The following is a 19,296-nucleotide window of genomic DNA, read 5'->3' as shown; positions in this document are numbered from 1 at the left end:
ACATAAATAAAGCGCCTTAAGCGCTTCTAAAATCTAACTAGCAATATTTATCTAACTCAAAATGAAACCGGGTGTGCTTTTCCCAGCGTGTGGCTATCCTCAGAAATATATTTCACTTACCTTTGTTTTTAGAACTAGCCTCTTCATCCACAGCCTTCTGCTCTCTCGCCTTATCAACTAACCCTTCGTTTTGTGTAGACTTCATAGTTTTTACTTTATGATGCATGGCAACTTTGGCCAGTATATGCGCGGTTACTGGTGCAGTAATAACTAAAAACAGCGTGATCAACAGTGCGTGAACATTTACATAGCCTTGAAGGTAAGACATATAAATAACCGAGCTCAGTAAAATACCTCCTAAGCCCACTGTGGTCGCTTTAGTTGGTGCGTGAAGGCGTGTGTAAGCATCTTTCAAGCGAAACAACCCTATTGAGCCCACAAGCACAAAAATACCGCCAATCATGAGTAAGGCGGACACCGTTAATTCAAGCCAAAAATTCATTACCTATCCCTATCCGCAGTCTATTCATTTTATTACTCATTCGATTACTTAGTTTTAGCTATCAGTCTTTTATTCAGTTTTTACTCATTTTTTATTCAATAATATCGCCGCGAAGAATATATTTTCCGAATGCAACGCTACTCACAAAACCTAGCATGGCAATAAGTAGTGCCGCCTCAAAATACAGTGACGTGCCTTTGTGTATGCCGTACACCATGATTAGCGCGATGCTATTAATAAACATAGTATCGAGTGCCAATATGCGGTCTACCACATCTGGCCCGACTAATAATCGCCATAGATTAAGGATTAGCCCAACAGAGATCATTATCCCTACACACAGCAGCGTGAATGCTAACATTGAAACATCTCCTTAATGGCCGACTCGTATCGGTCTTTGATGAGCCGTATCACTTCCTGCTCGTCATCCGGCATTTGCAGCACATGCACATACAAATAGCGCTTATCTTTTGAGAGCTCGGCGGTTACAGTGCCTGGGGTCATAGTTACTGTACTCGCAAGCATGGTAATAGGTTTTATCTCTGTTAAGTCTAGTGGCACGGCAACAAAACCAGGTTTAATTCTGCTTATAGGGCCAAGTACTAAAATAGCCACCTGCACATTTGCCACTACCACATCGCCTAGCACCATAAAGAAATATTTAAGTGCTTTAAGCGGCTTTTTAATTCTCGGCTGCGAAATTTGTAAAGGCGCACACAATAAGGGGATCGCAATGGCAAACACCGAGCCCAAAATAATGTGGCCCAGGCTCACGGTCACATTCAACATTAACCATATAACAAGTAACATAACGCTTCGACCAGGCGTGGGAAGCATGCGTGACAACAAACTCATTGCGAACCTCCCTGTAACTGCAACACACTTACGGGAAGCCGCACGTCGTGAAGCTGCGTAGCCGCCGTTGCAGTGTATTCGGTAATAGGCCCAGCAAAAATTGCCATTACTGGCGATGCCACCAACAGTAATGTAACGCCCACAACTTGCCATACAGATGCCGACTCATTTTCTGAGTTGCTGCTATCGCCAGCATGCCTCCAAAAAAGTGTTGTACCCGCTCGTGCAAGGGCGATAATAGTGAGTAGCGTAGAGATAAGTATCGTAGACCACACTAAAGCCTTATCGAGCCCAGACGCGGCAGATTGTAAAATCACCACCTTGCCGATGAAGCCAGAAAAAGGCGGCAAGCCGACAACCACCATAGCAGCCACAAAAAATAGCGCGCCAAGCAGTGCTGGTTGAGTCACCTTTTTAGCGATAACAAAACGGTCAAAGGCTTTGCCTCGCTGCTGCCCTATCATATCGGCAAGCATAAAGAGCACTGCGGAAATCAATGTGCTATGCAGAGCATAGTAAAATGCCGCCGCACTTGCTTCAGGGCCTCTTATTGCGAAAGCCATTAACAAAGTGCCTACCGATATTAGCACCGTATTAGCCGCAATATTGCGTAAGTTAGGGCTAGCTAGTACACCAATCGTTCCGACAATCACCGTTAAAATAGCGAGCGGCCATATCCAAGGCAAAACCATATTGCTGAGCGCCCCAGCTTCATCGCCAAAGATGACGGTGAACACCCGAAATATGCTGTAAATACCCACTTTTGTCATAATGGCGAATAGCGCAGCCACAGGCGCACTGGCAGCGCTGTAGGTGTTGGGCAACCAAAAGTGTAATGGCAGCATAGCGGCTTTAAGTCCAAACACCACCAATAGCATCATGCCGCCCACTTTGGCCAGCACTTGCTCTCCCCCTGATAAAGTACTTATTTTAAGGGACATATCTGCAATATTGAGTGTTCCGGTAGTGCCATACAAAGTCCCTAAGGCAATCAAGAATATGGCGGAGCCCACGAGGTTTAATATCACATAATGCACGTTGGCTTGGGTTCTTTGCTTTCCACCACCGTGAACCAGCAGCACATAAGATGCGATTAATAGCACTTCAAAAAATACAAACAGGTTGAACAAGTCGTGTGTTAAAAACGCTCCGGTTATCCCCATTAACTGAAACTGCATTACAGGGTGAAAATAACGTCCTTCACGGTCGGTACCAGCAAAGGAATAAAGCGTAGATGCTAGCCCCAGGAAGCCAGTGAGAAAAACCAAAAGTGCGGCTAGAGAATCTGCATACAATATGATGCCAAAAGGTGCCTGCCAGTTACCTACAGCATACATAATAGGCCCAGCATCTATAACTTTTGCCATTAGCGCTATTGAAATAGCAATTTGCAGTAAGCACAAAAATGCCGCTGCAACTCTTCTATTTACGTAGCGTTCAATGCCAGCAAAAGGCGGTAGTAAAAGAAGCAACCCACCTATCAGAGGAACGAGAATGGGTAGTATGGGTAAATGGTCCATCATTGCTTACTACTCCAGCGAGACACCGACTGCTTTGGTCTGCCAGGTGGCTCTTTACCGTCTACAAAATCGTTACCAAGGTCGGCCCTTGCCCGCATAGACAAAATTACTGCAAAGGCAGTCATAGCGAAGCCAATTACAATTGCCGTTAATACTAAGGCCTGAGGAAGTGGGTCTGCGTAGGTTTCTGATTTACCTAAAATAGCGGCGCCGTCTAAACTTAGTCGTCCAGTTGAAAACAGGAATAAATTAACTGCATAACCAAGCATCATTAACCCCATTACCACTGGAAATGTGCGGCCTCGCAAACATAGGAATACGCCGCTAAATGTCATCACGCCTACACAAAGTGAATACAGTAATTCCATTATTTTTCCTCCATCGTAGGGCGATGCTCAGTGGTAAGCTTACCTAGGTTTGCCAGTATTAATAACGTTGCCCCAACTACCGTGAGATAAACACCTAAATCGAATACCAGTGCGCTAGCCAACTCTGTCTTTCCGATGAAAGGAATATCGAAATAATCAAACCACGATGTTAAAAATGGCTTTCCGAAAGCCCAGCTACCCACTCCTGTAAGTACCGCCAGCAAAACGCCCCATGCAATCACACTTTGATAATTAACAGGTATACGTGGTGTTACCCACTTAACGCCATGGGCAATATATTGTTGAATAAGCGCTACGGAGGTAACTAAACCTGCAATAAATCCACCGCCGGGCATATTATGACCTCGTACAAAAATGTAGGCCGACACTAGTAGCGCAAGAGGAAGCAACGACTGAGAAATCATCACTAAAATAGGCGGGTGAATATCCTTCGTCCACGGAATGCCCCTCTCATTGGCCGACGGCATGGCAAGGGGAATTCTGGTCAACAACTTAAAGATCCCCAGTGCAGCAATGCCCAAAACGGTAATTTCGCCCATAGTATCGAAGCCACGAAAATCTACCAAAATAACATTAACAACGTTGGTGCCTCCGCCGCCTGTTTTGCTGTTTTCCACGAAAAAGTCAGAGATAGTCTCGAAGGGACGAGTGATTATTGCATAGTTAATGGTTGCCACAATGCCACCTATAACGGCGGCAATGCTTAAGTCGCGAACCACCCGCTTTGGCGCTGAATCGGCAGAGGTTTTTTGTGGTAAAAAGAACAGTGCTAGCATCAACAAAATAACCGTAACAATTTCTACCGCTAACTGGGTTAACGCAAGATCCGGCGCCGAAAAACGAGCAAAGGTAATTGATACCACAAGCCCCACTACCGAAATTGCAATGAGTGCAGTCATACGCTGTTTATGCAAAATAGCAGTCGCGATAGCGCCAATACACAGTATTGCCGCCAGTATAATTTCAATGCCGTTTACAGATTGAAGTGGTGAACTTCCCGCGGCGTTGTTCAGCATTATCAAGGGCGGTGCGGTCATCACTATCACTAACAGGAACAGCAACCCTACATAGCGCTGCAGTGATTCATTGTCTAGCGTGTTATGCATTTTCTGAGCATACAATACGAGTTTCTGCATGGCCTGCTCAAATATCAGCTTTGCATCTGGGTCGTTGAACTGAAACTGAAAGCGGTAAAGAGGATGACGGTTAATATACAACACTACCCCACCCACAATAGCGATTACGCTCATCAGCAGCGGAATATTGAGCCCGTGCCATATCGACAAGCTGTAGTAAGGTAAAGATGACGCAGGGAATAGCGTAGATGCTGAAATAGCGAGTAAATCACCAGCCATAAACCCAGGAAAAACGCCGACTAAAATACACAGTACAGCCAATAGCGCGATTGGCAGCATCATTAATATGGGAGGCTCTTTAGGCGTTTTAGGCAGCGCCTCTGGTTCACCTTTAAAGAATACGTCTTGGATAAAGCGCAGTGAGTAAGCAACCGACAGCACGCCGCCTACCGTCGCGAATATAGGCACCATCCACGATAGCGAACCAAAAACAGCCTGCTCTAAGGTTTCGGCAAAAAACATTTCTTTCGACAGGAAGCCGTTGAACAAAGGAATGCCCGCCATCGATAATGCAGACACCATTGTTAATGTGGCCGTGTAGGGCATAAAGCGCCAAAGTCCGCTGAGTTCTCGCATATCTCGCGTACCGGTTTCATGGTCGATGATACCCGCAGCCATAAATAGCGAAGCTTTGAATACCGCGTGATTCATAATATGAAAAAGCGCTACCACCGCAGCTAACTCGGTATTTAAACCTAGCAATAATGTAATAAGCCCCAAGTGACTAATAGTTGAATAGGCAAGTACGCCTTTTAAATCGTGTTTGAACATAGCCACGTAAGCGCCTAGCAAAAACGTGGCAAGACCCGCTAAACTGACTAATAAAAACCATAGTTCGGTACCCGCTAATACGGGGTAAAGCAGCGCTAAAAGGAATATCCCCGCTTTCACCATGGTGGCAGAATGCAAGTAGGCGCTTACTGGTGTAGGTGCTGCCATGGCATGAGGTAGCCAAAAATGAAAAGGAAATTGTGCCGACTTGGTAAATGCACCAATTAGCACTAATACCAACACCACTGGATAGAGGCTGTGTTCTCTTATGGTGTTGGCGCTATCTACTATTACACCTATATCGTAAGTTCCTACAATATCACCTATTAAAAGAAACCCTGCGAGTAAAGCTAATCCACCGGCACCCGTTACGGTAAGCGCCATACGGGCCCCTTTCCGGGATTCCGACTTAGCAGACCAAAACCCTATTAATAAAAACGAGCTTATACTGGTTATTTCCCACGCCATCCAAAGCTGCAGCAAATTATTTGCAAGCACAATAGAGAGCATTGCGGTCATAAATAAAATCAAAAAACCATAAAACCGCCCCACGGGCTCTTTTGAAGACAGGTAGTAGCGCGCGTAAAAGATAACTAAAAGGCCAATACCTAGGATAAGAAACGCAAAAAGCAGTGCAAGGCCATTAAGCCTCATTGACAGTGTAAGGCCTATCGCTGGGATCCATTCGATGTAGTCGGTAATAACGTCGCCAGCAAATATAGCGGGGGCAAAACTCGCGATAATAGACAATGATACCGCGGGCGCGAGCATCGTTATGGCAGTGCATACGTTTCTACCGAGGCCTTCGGTAGCTTTCGGTACAAGGGTGCCGATGAGTAATAAAATCGGGATCCAAAATAGGCTCATTAGATGAAACTTTCCTTTCTAGTTTTCATTACCTTAACAAAGGCCTTGGTGATTTTTCTCTGGTGCATCCAACACGCTCAGGCAAAGTAACACGATACTAAAAAGCGTATTACTAAGACAGTAGAATACTGAAACTAGGCCCATTTGGTTTACAAAGCCGTCTTCGGCAATGCTTGCCTGTTCCCTTTATAGATTGAAGATGTTTGTGACTTACCTCAGCGCTGGGGCATCCCCGTCCTTTATGACTTACAATAAAGTATTCGAGGTGAATCTAGGAAAAGTCGTTATATCTACCGAATGTGCGCTAATGGCGTTAGACGATAACAACCCACTTTCTGAAAAAGAAATGTCAGCGTTTAAACTTACATCACAGGGGATGAAAACCCACGATATCGCTACCGCGTAGTTTTTAGCTTAAGGTACGGTAAGAAATTATCTCTCAGAGTCTATTGCAAAGCTAAACTCAACAAACCGCATTGATGCGGCTCGAGCAGCACAGCAAAAAGGCTGGCTGAAGCACATAACAGAATAAAATTGTTATTGGGGAGAATTGAAAGCCGGCAAATTGAGCGAAGACGCCAGGCCTGTTACCACCCTTTCAGGGCCCACAATTTGACCTTGGTGCTCACTAGACCATGTGCACACCAAAATACTGGTGCCTTTCTTTAGCTCACATTTCCACTTTTTTGTAGAGACTTTAAGTGGCAAATAGTCTTCTTCTATTTCCCAACCATCATCAACATGAGAGGCTATAGTTTCTTCGAAAGTGTTAAAAGGAATGCTCTGAATGATTCGCCAGTCGTGCTTTTTAAATTTTCGCTCTGTCCACGAGCGCTTTAGCTTAGATAGTAGCCCCACCCTGCGAATCCTTTTATTCAAAAATAATAAATCCACACGGCGCGCCTGCTAATTTGCACGTTTAGAATAGATTTACTTACGCATTAGTAATACTTTAAAACTATTCTAATACGAACATGAAAACAAGTTCATAAACGTAATTAATCATAAGAAGCGGTTAATATATCAAGTGCCATGAGATGTTTAACGGTGTAAACACCTAATAAAAAGCGAAAAAACAAAAAGCCGATCAAACGATCGGCTTTAAATGTCATTATAGCGCTAGCGCATTTGGCCAGCACACGGATAGATATTAGCGGTTATTAAAACTCAGTGCTAAATCTAACGCCAAACTCACTCGCATCGTTGCTAAGTATTTGCAGAATATAATCGCCAGTATTTAAACGAGCATTATCATAACGCTCATCAAAAATGTTACGACCGTACAATGCTACTGTGTAAGCTTCGTTTGCTGGCGTATAAGCAATATCAAAGTTAACCAGCTCTCGGCTATCTAATTCAGTCATACGCTCTGGTGCTGATGTTGGCTCGCCGTACATCTCTGAACGGTATGAGTAGTCAGCGCGCACGCGAATTGAGTCGCCGCCATCAAGTTCGAAGGTATACTGCGGACCAATAGCAAGCGTCAGGTCAGGAGTAAGTGGTGCAACAGGTCTGAATCCAGCCTGCTCTTCCACATCAACATCCATATAACCAATACTGGTCATCATGCTGAAATTGCCTAAGTTAAGCGTTGTATCTAGTTCAATACCGCGAGAAGTTTGTTCAACAACTAAATTAGCTGTATCGAAACCACCTTCACTTACACGACTTACTTGATAAGGCAGATCTTCAAATTCAGTGTTAAACACCGCAACGCTCATATCAACATATTCATTGATACGACCTTTAACACCCACTTCGTAGTTTGTTGCCGTAATATTGTCAGAAGCAGTAAAGCAGTTGTTAGCGCGAACCGCAGCTTGTGCACCGTCAATATCGTCGAAGCCACCAGCGCCAAAGAACTGACCAATTAGGCAGTATGGACGCGCTGGATATTGACCAGATTGATAGCCTGACTGAATAGTCGCGTAACCCGTCATACCATTTTCGAACGTGTAGTTAGTGGCTAATTCCCACGTTAATTCATTCCAGTCGTTGGAATCGAAAATAGTGCCCAGTGCTGAGAATACGTTTGCAGAAGCGTCTTTCTCATCTTTGGTGTAACGCAAACCACCCGATACAGATAGTTCATCATTGATGTCGTGGCGAACGTTAATGTAAGCCGCTTTTGATGTTGTTTCTTGGTCTAGCTCAAGTAAGTTACCACCACCGTCGAAGCTAGAGTCTTCACCTTGGCGGTTGCTACCTTCTTCGTTGAAGTAATAAAGACCCGCAACAAAATCTGTGTATTCGTTCAAGTACCCGTTTAGTTGGAATTCAACCGATGTTTGATCTGCTTCACCACGCTCAGGGAATTGGTCTAGTGAGAAAACTGTACCGTCATCGTCTAGGCCAGCTTTGTATTTTGAAGTACGCTGACTAGCAACAACTTTAGCAGTGTAGTCTTCATTAATGTCCCACTCGGTGGTAAGTGCAATACCGCGCGCTTCGTTCGATACACCTGTAACCGCTTCTGTGCCAGTGGCGTTGTCGTAACGGTCAGTGCCTTCAGGAATAACGTCTGAGTTACGTAGCTCCACGCCTAATCCATTACCACCACCGAAGTAACGAGCAGAGCCCACTTCGTCAATTAATACAGTGTAAGGGCGTAAGCCGCCGTCGCCATTGTTTGCGTCAGCTGTAAGTACCATACGAAAATCGTTTGATGGTTCCCACTTAACTGATACACGTCCAGATACGTCTTCTGTCTCGCCTACATCGTATTCTGCATTTGGAACGTTAATAAATTCGCCTAAGCCATCACGCTTGTTAAACGATAGGTTTGCATTGAATGCTACTGTGTCTGAAAGCGCGTGGTTAACAAACAAGTCTGCTTTCACACGGCCGCGGGTACCAAACTCTGTATTGACCTTGGTCACATCGCCTTGATCTGGCTCTTTAGTAATGATGTTGATAGCACCACCAATAGAGTTACGACCGTAAAGTGTACCCTGTGGACCACGCAAAACTTCAATACGCTGTATGTTGTTCAGACTCCAGTTTTGACCTACCTGACGCCCCAAGTAGACACCGTCAACGTAAACACTTACGCCAGGATCAGTGGTAATAAGGTGGTCTTGTAAACCGATACCACGAATAAACGGGTTAACTGATGAAGTGTGACCTGCTGAGAAACCAGTAACGTTCAAGTTAGGTACAAATTTACCCACATCAGTTAAGTCGGTAATACCTTGAGCAGCGAGCTTATCGCCATCAAAAGCGCTAAGGGCAATTGGTACTTCGTAGATTACTTGTGGACGTTTTGTTGCGGTAACTGTGATCGCTTCAAACTTTTGCTCTTCTGTTGCTTCTACATCTTGTGTTTCTTGTGCAACGGCAAAATTTGATAATGCTGGAACGGTCATCGCTACTGCTAAAGCGACAGGAGAAAGCTTACTGGCGAGTGTCTTTGACACGTCAGTACGATTCGTCATGTGGTGTAACCCCTTTGCGTGAGTGTTTGGTATTAACTGCGTATAATCAGGTGCTTAACGTTCTTCTAAGGAACGATTGAACTTAAATTTGGAGCTGAAATAACAAGGGGCAAAGACGTGCATGTTTATGCATGCAGTAGCTGAACGTAAATAGAAATATTTACACCAGTCTTCGCCAAATTTCAGGATAAATTCAGGCTCAAAACTGGATGGATATGATACCGACTTATGCGCTTCATGCAAAGATAAATATCATTTTTTCACCAAATTTAAAATTCGCTAACTAGACCAATAGGTTAACTGGTTAGACCTAACCAACTCGACTTGAAAAACATTTTTTTAACTTAAAATTCAAAAAATTACTACACTCTCAAGACGCATCAAAACATAAAAACACCTCATCCACATTAATTTAGCCACCTGACCAAGTGGACAGGAAATAGCGATTTTTACGACCATTTCTATCTCATCATCTCTATCGCTAAATCATTACAATCTTCCAATAGAAGAAATATTTTTTCCAAAACATGCTTCTTCGTAATTTCCCTATGCCCTCCATAGTCATTAAACCAAAACAAATAGTTGAATGCACAGCCCGCTAAATGACTTCCTCATAAGACTTTAATCTTATTTTGTCGACAATTAAGCCTTTAAAATTTGATATTGCTTTTTAAAACGCCTATATTGTCGACATTATCAGTAAATAAGTTTTTCATAGTGACTCTCAATAACGAACAACCTATTACCAGTGCAGATAAGACCTTTTATCAGCTAAGAAACGACATTGTCGAAGGCGTGATCGTTTCCGGCTGTAAATTGAGTGAAACCGAGTTGTCGACAAAATATGAAGTGTCGCGCGCAGTAATAAGAGAAGCGATAAATCGTCTTGCCACTTGTCACCTTGTTGAGCGAAAAGCCAACGTAGGCGCTCGTGTAGTTGCACTATCTCCTGAAGGCTTAGTTCAACTGTATCAAGTTCGTGAAGCCTTAGAAGGCATGGCAGCTAGACTTGCAGCTCGCTACATGAGCGATGAAGAAATTGCTGCTATGCAAGGTTTACTAGACAGTCACTTTAATAAAGTAAAAGGTGGCGAAAGCTACTATCAAGAAGCGGGCGATGTAGATTTTCATTACCGTATTGTCACTGGCAGTAAAAACAGCCATCTCATCAGCGTATTGATAGACGGCTTATATCACTTAGTACGAATGTATCGCGTACAGCTTGGCATGGCAGGCCCGCGGGTAACCACGGCATTTGATGAGCACAGACACATAGTAAACGCCATTGCTAACCGAGATGAAGAGTTAGCAGAAATACTCATGCGCAGACACATTCTTTATTCAAAAAATAATATAGAAAAGAAGCTTCATAATGCATAAATGCAATAAAGCTTTTTTAACTTTTATTCACCTATACCCTACTTCACGTTAAGCGAGTAAATAAAATGAGTGCAGGAAAAAAATTTAGAGACGCCCTTTCTAAAAACAAACCGCTTCAAATCGTGGGCACCATAAATGCCTATTCGGCCATGATGGCAAAATCCATTGGTCACCAAGCTATTTATCTTTCTGGCGGTGGTGTAGCGAACGCATCTTACGGCCTTCCCGATTTAGGTATGACCTCGCTTAACGACGTTATCGTAGATGTGCAGCGTATTACATCGGCATGCGATCTTCCTTTATTAGTAGATATCGACACTGGTTGGGGCGGAGCTTTCAATATAGCCAAAACCATTCGCGATATGGAAAAAGCGGGAGCAGCCGCTGTGCACATGGAAGACCAGGTTGCACAGAAACGCTGTGGACACCGTCCTAACAAAGAAATTGTTAGCACAGAAGAAATGGTAGACCGCATAAAAGCGGCGGTAGATGCTCGAACCGATCCTGACTTTTTCATCATGGCTCGCACCGACGCCTTCGCTCAAGAAGGATTGGAAAAGGCGATTGAACGCGCTAAAGCTTATGTAGCAGCCGGTGCAGACGGCATTTTTGCTGAAGCAGTAAAAACCGAAGAACACTACCGCGCCTTTGCCGACGCACTAGATGTGCCTATTCTTGCCAATATTACCGAATTTGGCCAAACCGAACTATGGAACAAAGAACAGCTTGGTGAATGGGGCGCCAGTATGGTGCTTTACCCATTAAGCGCCTTTAGAGCCATGAATAAAGCTGCAGAAATGGTTTACACGTCTATTCTTGAGAATGGCGATCAAAAAGCTGTTGTCGACAGCATGCAAACCCGCATGGAACTATACGATTACCTTGGTTACCACGATTACGAGCAAAAGCTAGATGAGCTTTTCGCTAAAGGTAAAAACTAAATTAAACACATTAAACAGTAACTGGGACGCAATGTACTATTGAAGCGGGAGCGGTACTTAGGTCGTTACCACGCCGTGAACCCATCCATGGGGGCTCCGGCTCGGCATCCATGCCTCGCAGGGGTAACGACCTAAGTACCGCTCCCACTTTTCAATGCATTGAGCCCGCTTATAAAAGTTTACATTTAACAGCGACTAAGGAATCCGTTCCTTTTTCATAATAGATTTTTTTACTAACGTACCCTACAAATTTAAAAGACCGGAGATTACAAGATGGCTAAACAATTAAATGGCGCGGGATTACGCGGCCAAGTTGCAGGTAAAACAGCATTATCAACCGTAGGCAAATCAGGCTCAGGTTTAACATATCGCGGCTATGACGTAAAAGATCTGGCCAATAAATGCCAGTTCGAAGAAGTGGCTTACCTTATCTTAAAAGGTAAATTGCCAACGCAGACTGAGCTAGATAGCTATAAAGAAAAACTTCGCGGCATGCGTGGTTTACCAGACGCGCTTAAAGAAGTGCTTGAGCGTATTCCAAAAGATGCTCACCCAATGGACGTGCTTCGCACTGGTTGTTCCATGTTAGGTAATCTTGAAATGGAAAAGAGCTTTGACGAGCAGCAAGAAGTGACTGATCGCATGCTCGCGTGTTTCCCTAGTATCATTTGCTACTGGTATCGCTTTTCTCACGACGGCGTACGTGTTGAAGTTGAAACCGATGATGATTCTATTGGCGGCCACTTCCTTCACATGCTTCACGGCGAAAAGCCACGCGAACTTCACGAGCAAGTTATGCACGTATCGCTCATCCTTTATGCAGAGCATGAGTTTAACGCCTCAACTTTCACAGCTCGCGTATGCGCATCAACATTATCTGATATGCACTCGTGCGTAACTGGTGCCATTGGTTCACTTCGTGGTCCACTACATGGTGGCGCAAATGAAGCCGCTATGGAAATGATTGAAGGCTTTACCTCTGCCGACGATGCCGAAGAAAAAATGATGGGCATGTTAGAACGCAAAGAAAAAATTATGGGCTTTGGTCACGCGGTTTATGCCGATTCAGACCCTCGTAACGGCATTATAAAAGAGTGGTCTGAAAAGCTAGCCGCCGATGTGGGTGATACAGTGCTTTACCCAGTTTCAGTACGCTGCGAAGAAGTCATGTGGCGCGAGAAGAAACTGTTCTGTAACGCAGACTTTTTCCATGCCTCTGCTTATAACTTCATGGGAATTCCTACAAAACTCTTCACACCAATTTTTGTAATGTCTCGCTTAACAGGCTGGGCAGCACATGTGATGGAACAGCGTTCTGATAACCGTATTATTCGCCCATCGGCTGATTATACCGGTGAAGAGCTTCGTCCAGTGCCATCAATCGCTGACCGAGCATAAGGTAATACGCTATGAATATTGATTACCGAAAACCCCTACCAAACGCGGGTATCGATTACTTCGATACCCGCGAGGCGGTAAATACCATAGAGTCTGGGGCTTACGAAAAGCTGCCCTACTCTTCTCGCGTATTTGCTGAAAACTTAGTGCGCCGTTGCCCACCTGAGCAACTGACTAAAGCGCTAGAACAGCTAATTTATCGCAAACGCGACCTCGACTTTCCTTGGTTTCCAGCTCGTGTTGTATGCCATGATATTCTTGGCCAAACTGCTCTGGTTGATTTAGCAGGCTTGCGCGATGCGATAGCGGCAAAAGGCGGTGACCCTGCTAAAGTGAACCCAGTGGTTCCTACCCAGCTAATTGTCGACCACTCTTTAGCAGTTGAGCACGCAGGTTTTGAAAAAGACGCCTTTGAAAAAAATCGCGCCATTGAAGACAGACGTAACGACGATCGTTTTCACTTTATCAATTGGACAAAGACGGCGTTTAAAAACGTAGATGTTATTCCCCCAGGAAACGGCATCATGCACCAAATCAATTTGGAGCGCATGTCACCAGTTATTGAGTCTCGCGATGGCGTGGCGTTTCCTGACACCTTAGTAGGAACAGACAGCCATACGCCTCATGTAGATGCACTTGGTGTTATCGCTATTGGTGTAGGTGGCCTTGAAGCCGAAAGCGTCATGCTTGGTCGCGCATCCTACATGCGTTTGCCAGACATTGTGGGTGTAGAATTAACCGGTAAACCACAGCCGGGTATTACTGCTACCGATGTAGTTTTGGCACTGACTGAATTCTTGCGTAAGCAGCGTGTGGTGTCTGCCTTCTTAGAGTTTTATGGGGAGGGTGCTTCACACCTTACCCTTGGCGATCGTGCAACCATTTCGAATATGACGCCAGAATACGGCGCTACTGCGGCCATGTTCTATATCGACCAGCAAACCATCGATTATTTGCGCCTTACCGGTCGTGAAGAAAAACAAATAGCCCTAGTAGAGAACTACGCCAAGCACACGGGCTTATGGGCTGATGATTTAAAAACTGCTGAATACGAGCGTGTGCTTACCTTCGACTTATCATCAGTAGGTCGTAATATGGCAGGCCCGTCTAATCCACACGCACGTTTGGCAACTAGCGATCTTGCCAGTCGCGGTATTGCGGCTAAGTGGGAACAAGAAGACGATAAAATGCCTGACGGCGCAGTAATCATCGCTGCCATTACAAGCTGTACCAATACCTCTAACCCGCGAAACGTTATTGCTGCAGGTCTTATCGCTCGTAACGCGAATCAGCGCGGCCTTATTCGTAAACCGTGGGTGAAAAGCTCATTAGCGCCTGGCTCAAAAGCGGTAAAGCTTTATCTTGAAGAGGCTAATTTGCTGAGTGAGCTTGAAACTTTAGGCTTTGGTATCGTGGCGTTTGCCTGTACTACTTGTAACGGAATGAGCGGCGCACTTGACCCTAAGATTCAACAGGAAATCATAGACCGCGATCTATATGCCACTGCTGTTCTATCGGGTAACCGAAACTTTGATGGCCGTATCCACCCCTATGCCAAACAAGCTTTCTTAGCGTCACCTCCTCTTGTAGTGGCATACGCCATTGCAGGTACGGTCCGCTTTGATATCGAAAAAGATATTTTGGGTATTGATAACGACGGCAACCCCGTAACGCTAAAAGACATTTGGCCAAGTGACGAAGAAATTGATGCCATTGTGGCAGAGAGCGTTAAGCCCGAGCACTTTAGAAAAGTGTACGAGCCAATGTTCGACTTAAGCGTAGATTATGGCAGCCATATCGACCCACTTTACGAATGGCGAGAGCAAAGCACCTACATTCGCCGCCCGCCTTATTGGGAAGGCGCTATGGACGCAGAGCGCACCATGACAGGCATGCGCCCCCTTGCCATTTTAGGCGATAACATCACGACTGATCATTTATCACCTTCAAATGCGATTATGGCAAATAGTGCAGCCGGTAAGTATTTAGCCAAGATGGGATTGCCTGAAGAAGACTTTAACTCTTATGCAACCCACCGAGGCGACCATTTAACTGCTCAGCGTGCCACGCTTGCCAACCCAAAAGTGTATAACGAAATGGTGCAAGAAAATGGCGAAGTGAAACAAGGCTCGCTGGCGCGTATTGAACCCGAAGGCAAAGTTGTGCGCATGTGGGAAGCAATTGAAACCTACATGACCCGCAGACAGCCTTTGATTATTGTTGCCGGTGCTGATTATGGCCAAGGCTCGTCTCGAGACTGGGCGGCAAAAGGCGTTCGTTTAGCAGGTGTTGAAGTGATTGCGGCGGAAGGTTTTGAGCGTATTCACCGCACTAACTTAATTGGAATGGGCGTGCTACCGCTTGAGTTTAAACCGGGCACTACCCGCAAAACACTCGAGCTAGATGGCACTGAAACCTACGATGTTAAAGGTGAGCCTTCACCAGGCGCTACTCTTACCCTCGTGGTAAATCGTGCTAACGGTGAGCAACTTGAAGTACCGGTTACCTGTCGATTAGACACCATGGAAGAAGTCTCTATTTACAGCGCCGGCGGTGTTTTACAACGCTTTGCAAAAGACTTCTTAGAAGCCGAGGTTGGATAATTAGTCCTGATTGGTGAGAAAGCACTAAACCGAGCTTGGGGCACGCCGTAAATACGTCCATGTAGGCTCCCAATTCGCCCCCATGTGGATTGGGTCAAATCAGCCCTCGCGATAGGAAGGCAAATGAGTTAGGTGCAGGACACGCCGTAAATACGTCCCTGAAGGCTCCCAATTCGCATCCATGCGAATTGGGAGCCCTGAACCTAACTCACCAGCCTTCTTTAATGGAGGCCGTAGTTTTTGCGTAGGATCTGGTCGCGATTTGCAACCCTACTTCTCTCCTCTAACGAAGTTTAGTTATTTTAGAGGGAGTTTGATTACGATTTGAAACCCGCCCTCTTTTAAGAACATTTAGATTCGAATTTAAAGAGAAGAGCGAGTGCTCAAGTGAAACCTTCGGGGCGCATGGACTAAACACTCTCCTCTAACAAAGTTTAATTATTTTTAGAGGGAGTTTGATTACGATTTGAAACCCTCCAGCCGCATGGATGCGGCTGGGGAGCGTACATGGATGTATTCACCGCGTGTTTCAAACCGTAATCAAACTTCCCCTTACTCAAAAGAAAAAGGAACAAACATGACACAGTATGCGCCACAGCTTCGAGTACCCGCTACCTATATGCGTGGCGGTACAAGTAAAGGTGTATTTTTTAATTTAACGGATTTGCCAGAGGCTGCTCAAAAGCCTGGCGCCGAGAGAGACGCCCTGTTGCTGCGCGTGATTGGAAGCCCAGATCCTTACGGTAAACATACCGACGGTATGGGTGGAGCCACATCAAGTACCAGTAAAACCGTGATTATTAGCAAAAGTGAACGAGAAGGTTACGACGTTGACTACCTTTTCGGTCAAGTTGCCATCGATAAACCCTTCGTCGATTGGAGTGGCAACTGCGGTAACTTAACCGCTGCAGTAGGCGCGTTTGCCATAAACAATGGCTTGGTCGATAAAAGTAAAATTCCAGACAACGGCATCGCTGTAGTGCATATTTGGCAGGTCAACATCAACAAAGCCATTATTGCTAACGTTCCAATTACCAATGGTGAGGTTCAGGAAACCGGTGACTTTGAACTCGATGGCGTAACCTTTCCTGCCGCAGAGGTAGAAGTTGCTTTTGTGGATCCTGCCGATGGTGAGGGCGCTATTTTTCCTACGGGAAGACTGGTGGATACTCTTGAAGTGCCAGGTGTTGGTTCGTTACATGCCACTATGATCAATGCCGGTATTCCCACTATTTTTATAAATGCTGAAGACATTGGGTATACGGGCACAGAACTGCAAGACGATATCAATAGCGACCCGCAGGCTCTAAACAAGTTTGAGGCTATAAGAGCCTATGGTGCCGTTCAAATGGGTTTGATCAACGATGTTGGTGAAGCCGCAAATCGTCAGCACACTCCAAAAGTCGCCATGGTTGCGCCTCCATCTGGTTATAAAGCATCAAGCGGAAAGGATATTTTAGGCTCTGATGTTGACGTTCTAGTGAGAGCTATGTCGATGGGTAAATTACACCACGCCATGATGGGTACAGCTGCGGTTGCCATTGCTGCTGCAGCAGCTATTCCCGGAACACTTGTTAATTTGAGTGCTGGTGGCGTAGACAGAGAAGCAGTGGTATTCGGTCACCCATCTGGCACATTACGAGTTGGTGCCAAAGCGCAATTTGTAGATGGCGGCTGGCACATAGAGCAAGCCACCATGAGCAGAAGTGCACGTGTACTTATGGAAGGCACTGTAAGAGTTCCACCATCGCAGGTATAACGCTTCCTTATACCTAACGCTCTTTCTCATACATTAGTTTAAAAAGCCCTTTTCATGAGGGCTTTTTTTACATTCTCTGCATATATTTATTAGTATCTAATAAAGAAGCTGCATCGATGTACAAAATACTGGTAATTGAAGATAGCGTAACGGTTCGCATGATCGTCAAAAAACTGATTGAAGATAACCCGCATTTTACCTGCGAGTTATGTAAAAACTATGCGGAGGCACAGCGGGCACTGAGTAAAAGCACAGAGTACTTAGTGGCTGTTGTTGATTTGAATCTACCCGATGCACCTAACGGAGAAAGCGTAGATCTGGTACTTTCCCACAATGTTCCCGCCATTGTGTTGTCTGGGAATTTCGATGAATCTACCCGCAACCAACTTTTAGAAAAAGGCATTCTCGATTACATCACAAAAGAATCGCCCTACTCCTATGTTCAAGTAGCTAATCTCATAGACAGAATTAGAAAGAACATTTCTGTTTCTGTACTGGTGGTTGATGACTCGCAGGATAGCCGAGACCACATTTGTAGTCTGCTAAGAAAATTTCAATTTAAGGTAAACGAAGCGTACAGCAGTGAAGATGCTCTCAATCAGTTAGATATTCATAACGATATAAAACTGATAATTTCAGCTCATAATTTGCCATCTATGGACGGTTACAAGCTGGTCAAGACAATACGCCATGAACGCGGTATGCAGGATGTTATTTTTATAGGGCTGTCAGCAACAAAAGACAGCGTTCTTACATCTAAATTTATTAAAAGTGGCGCTAATGACTTTCTGGGCAAGCCACTTCATCACGAGGAGTTTTTCTCCCGAATAATGCATAACCTCGATTCACAAGACATGATCCAAACCATCAAAGATTCAGCCAATCTTGATGCACTTACAAAGGTCTATAACCGACGTTATCTACACAAACGCGCAGACGAGCTTTACGCCGACAAAAAACGCAGCAGCAATATCATTGTGTCTATGATTGATGCCGACAATTTTAAGCAGGTTAATGATACATACGGTCACAAGGCAGGCGATGATTTCCTTCAGGAATTCGCATCTCTTCTTAAAAAATATTTTTCAAACGATCTCGTTGTACGTTACGGCGGGGAAGAGTTTACGATAGTTTCAACGCAACCCTCTGAAAAATATTACTCGGCTCTATCTGAGTTTATGAATACGGTGCGTCAAACAGTTTTCACGCCGCATAAGCTAAATATTACCTGCAGTATAGGTGTTAGCTCTGAAACTCACCCTAGTCTAGAGGCTCAGTTGGAAACAGCAGACGCCCGACTTTATACCGCAAAAAATACAGGGAAGAACCGAATCATCACTCAAGATATTTCACAAAAAGTTTCTTAAAATATGAGAGCCGGACTACAAAAGCCAATCTCGCATAGGCAAGGTTGCTGCCCCTACCGCAACCGGACAATCTGTTACTTCAGCGCAGACTATTTCTGGCATAGGCCTTTTTGCACCTCGCCTAAATTGCGCATAAACGTCTATTCTCGGAATTACCTTTTCAGCTAGCTTAGTGGGAATATGGCCGCCAATAATGATTGCTTGGCTATCTAAGAGCGCAGAACTCGCAGTTGCAACAAGGTCAAAGGGGTTCTACCCCGTTTTTACGGACGGTTTGATAAAGACGTAAACTTGCTGTCTTGATTTGCTAGTCTACGTCGCATTCTTGGATTATGGAACCGCTCGACGTAATCGAATACGTCAGCTCTCGCTTC

General features: G+C 44.9%; 15 protein-coding genes and 2 pseudogenes. 7 read left to right on the top strand and 10 right to left on the bottom strand.

All coding sequences use genetic code 11. The features are described from left to right. Positions 1–112 precede the first annotated feature (112 nt). The 6 genes from GTW09_RS12830 to GTW09_RS12805 all read right to left on the bottom strand — a co-directional run bounded on the left by GTW09_RS12830 (position 113) and on the right by GTW09_RS12805 (position 6,040). Positions 113–502, bottom strand: coding sequence for a Na+/H+ antiporter subunit G (locus tag GTW09_RS12830; RefSeq protein WP_163112212.1), 390 nt, complete (start codon positions 500–502; stop codon positions 113–115). 91 nt (positions 503–593) lie between these two features. Beyond that, positions 594–863 (bottom strand): K+/H+ antiporter subunit F, encoded by a 270-nt coding sequence (locus tag GTW09_RS12825; protein ID WP_163112211.1) that lies wholly within the window; start codon positions 861–863, stop codon positions 594–596. Next, positions 857–1,357 (bottom strand): Na+/H+ antiporter subunit E, encoded by a 501-nt coding sequence (locus GTW09_RS12820; RefSeq protein WP_163112210.1) that lies wholly within the window; start codon positions 1,355–1,357, stop codon positions 857–859. The genes GTW09_RS12825 and GTW09_RS12820 overlap by 7 nt, the downstream gene beginning before the upstream one ends. Further along, positions 1,354–2,880 (bottom strand): monovalent cation/H+ antiporter subunit D, encoded by a 1,527-nt coding sequence (locus GTW09_RS12815; RefSeq protein WP_163112209.1) that lies wholly within the window; start codon positions 2,878–2,880, stop codon positions 1,354–1,356. The genes GTW09_RS12820 and GTW09_RS12815 overlap by 4 nt, the downstream gene beginning before the upstream one ends. Beyond that, positions 2,877–3,245 carry a Na+/H+ antiporter subunit C gene (locus GTW09_RS12810; RefSeq protein WP_032097389.1) on the bottom strand — a complete coding sequence of 123 codons (369 nt, stop codon included), beginning with the start codon at positions 3,243–3,245 and terminating at the stop codon, positions 2,877–2,879. Before GTW09_RS12810 ends, GTW09_RS12815 begins: the two co-directional genes overlap by 4 nt. Beyond that, positions 3,245–6,040: a monovalent cation/H+ antiporter subunit A gene (locus tag GTW09_RS12805; protein ID WP_163112208.1), complete on the bottom strand. Its 2,796-nt coding sequence runs from the start codon at positions 6,038–6,040 to the stop codon at positions 3,245–3,247. The genes GTW09_RS12810 and GTW09_RS12805 overlap by 1 nt, the downstream gene beginning before the upstream one ends. A 241-nt stretch (positions 6,041–6,281) precedes the next feature. On the opposite strand from GTW09_RS12805, the gene GTW09_RS12800 reads away from it, so the two are divergent. Next, positions 6,282–6,446, top strand: a complete 165-nt coding sequence (locus tag GTW09_RS12800) for a hypothetical protein (protein WP_163112207.1) — start codon at positions 6,282–6,284, stop codon at positions 6,444–6,446. A gap of 131 nt (positions 6,447–6,577) precedes the next feature. On the opposite strand, the gene GTW09_RS12795 is transcribed toward GTW09_RS12800, so the two are convergent. Both GTW09_RS12795 and GTW09_RS12790 read right to left on the bottom strand, forming a co-directional pair. Next, positions 6,578–6,934 (bottom strand): hypothetical protein, encoded by a 357-nt coding sequence (locus GTW09_RS12795; RefSeq protein WP_338024958.1) that lies wholly within the window; start codon positions 6,932–6,934, stop codon positions 6,578–6,580. A gap of 266 nt (positions 6,935–7,200) precedes the next feature. Then, positions 7,201–9,474, bottom strand: coding sequence for a TonB-dependent receptor (locus GTW09_RS12790; protein ID WP_163112206.1), 2,274 nt, complete (start codon positions 9,472–9,474; stop codon positions 7,201–7,203). 684 nt (positions 9,475–10,158) lie between these two features. On the opposite strand from GTW09_RS12790, the gene GTW09_RS12785 reads away from it, so the two are divergent. From GTW09_RS12785 to GTW09_RS12760, 6 genes are all read left to right on the top strand, one after another. Continuing rightward, positions 10,159–10,854: a GntR family transcriptional regulator gene (locus GTW09_RS12785; protein WP_203565756.1), complete on the top strand. Its 696-nt coding sequence runs from the start codon at positions 10,159–10,161 to the stop codon at positions 10,852–10,854. Between the two features lie 65 nt (positions 10,855–10,919). Further along, the gene (gene prpB, locus GTW09_RS12780; protein ID WP_071980456.1) at positions 10,920–11,795 is read left to right on the top strand and encodes a methylisocitrate lyase; all 876 of its coding nucleotides are present in this window, start codon (positions 10,920–10,922) and stop codon (positions 11,793–11,795) included. Between the two features lie 273 nt (positions 11,796–12,068). Further along, positions 12,069–13,193: a bifunctional 2-methylcitrate synthase/citrate synthase gene (gene prpC / locus GTW09_RS12775; RefSeq protein WP_163112205.1), complete on the top strand. Its 1,125-nt coding sequence runs from the start codon at positions 12,069–12,071 to the stop codon at positions 13,191–13,193. An 11-nt stretch (positions 13,194–13,204) separates the two neighbouring features. Continuing rightward, the gene (gene acnD / locus GTW09_RS12770) at positions 13,205–15,796 is read left to right on the top strand and encodes a Fe/S-dependent 2-methylisocitrate dehydratase AcnD (protein WP_163112204.1); all 2,592 of its coding nucleotides are present in this window, start codon (positions 13,205–13,207) and stop codon (positions 15,794–15,796) included. Between the two features lie 577 nt (positions 15,797–16,373). Continuing rightward, positions 16,374–17,555 (top strand): 2-methylaconitate cis-trans isomerase PrpF, encoded by a 1,182-nt coding sequence (gene prpF, locus GTW09_RS12765; protein ID WP_163112203.1) that lies wholly within the window; start codon positions 16,374–16,376, stop codon positions 17,553–17,555. A 116-nt stretch (positions 17,556–17,671) separates the two neighbouring features. Next, on the top strand, positions 17,672–18,922 hold the full coding sequence (locus tag GTW09_RS12760; RefSeq protein WP_163112202.1) for a diguanylate cyclase domain-containing protein: 1,251 nt from the start codon (positions 17,672–17,674) through the stop codon (positions 18,920–18,922). A 15-nt stretch (positions 18,923–18,937) separates the two neighbouring features. On the opposite strand, the pseudogene GTW09_RS17775 reads toward GTW09_RS12760, so the two are convergent. Together GTW09_RS17775 and GTW09_RS17820 are read right to left on the bottom strand one after the other, a co-directional pair. Next, a pseudogene (locus GTW09_RS17775) lies at positions 18,938–19,168 on the bottom strand (MarR family transcriptional regulator); the annotation flags it as partial. Between the two features lie 6 nt (positions 19,169–19,174). Then, positions 19,175–19,296, bottom strand: a pseudogene (locus GTW09_RS17820) (IS3 family transposase); the annotation flags it as partial.

Origin of the sequence: Alteromonas hispanica, assembly GCF_010500915.1 — a bacterium.
GTDB lineage: Bacteria > Pseudomonadota > Gammaproteobacteria > Enterobacterales > Alteromonadaceae > Alteromonas > Alteromonas hispanica.
The sequence above is the reverse complement of the archived record's forward strand: the minus strand, read 5'-3'. Positions and strand labels throughout refer to the sequence as shown.

Bases quoted from the DNA above. Each gene is read 5' to 3' on its own strand.
- GTW09_RS12830 (WP_163112212.1), bottom strand. From the start codon at position 502: ATGAATTTTTGGCTTGAATTAACGGTGTCCGCCTTACTCATGATTGGC.
- GTW09_RS12825 (WP_163112211.1), bottom strand. From the start codon at position 863: ATGTTAGCATTCACGCTGCTGTGTGTAGGGATAATGATCTCTGTTGGG.
- GTW09_RS12820 (WP_163112210.1), bottom strand. From the start codon at position 1,357: ATGAGTTTGTTGTCACGCATGCTTCCCACGCCTGGTCGAAGCGTTATG.
- GTW09_RS12815 (WP_163112209.1), bottom strand. From the start codon at position 2,880: ATGATGGACCATTTACCCATACTACCCATTCTCGTTCCTCTGATAGGT.
- GTW09_RS12810 (WP_032097389.1), bottom strand. From the start codon at position 3,245: ATGGAATTACTGTATTCACTTTGTGTAGGCGTGATGACATTTAGCGGC.
- GTW09_RS12805 (WP_163112208.1), bottom strand. From the start codon at position 6,040: ATGAGCCTATTTTGGATCCCGATTTTATTACTCATCGGCACCCTTGTA.
- GTW09_RS12800 (WP_163112207.1), top strand. From the start codon at position 6,282: ATGACTTACAATAAAGTATTCGAGGTGAATCTAGGAAAAGTCGTTATA.
- GTW09_RS12790 (WP_163112206.1), bottom strand. From the start codon at position 9,474: ATGACGAATCGTACTGACGTGTCAAAGACACTCGCCAGTAAGCTTTCT.
- prpB (WP_071980456.1), top strand. From the start codon at position 10,920: ATGAGTGCAGGAAAAAAATTTAGAGACGCCCTTTCTAAAAACAAACCG.
- prpC (WP_163112205.1), top strand. From the start codon at position 12,069: ATGGCTAAACAATTAAATGGCGCGGGATTACGCGGCCAAGTTGCAGGT.
- acnD (WP_163112204.1), top strand. From the start codon at position 13,205: ATGAATATTGATTACCGAAAACCCCTACCAAACGCGGGTATCGATTAC.
- prpF (WP_163112203.1), top strand. From the start codon at position 16,374: ATGACACAGTATGCGCCACAGCTTCGAGTACCCGCTACCTATATGCGT.
- GTW09_RS12760 (WP_163112202.1), top strand. From the start codon at position 17,672: ATGTACAAAATACTGGTAATTGAAGATAGCGTAACGGTTCGCATGATC.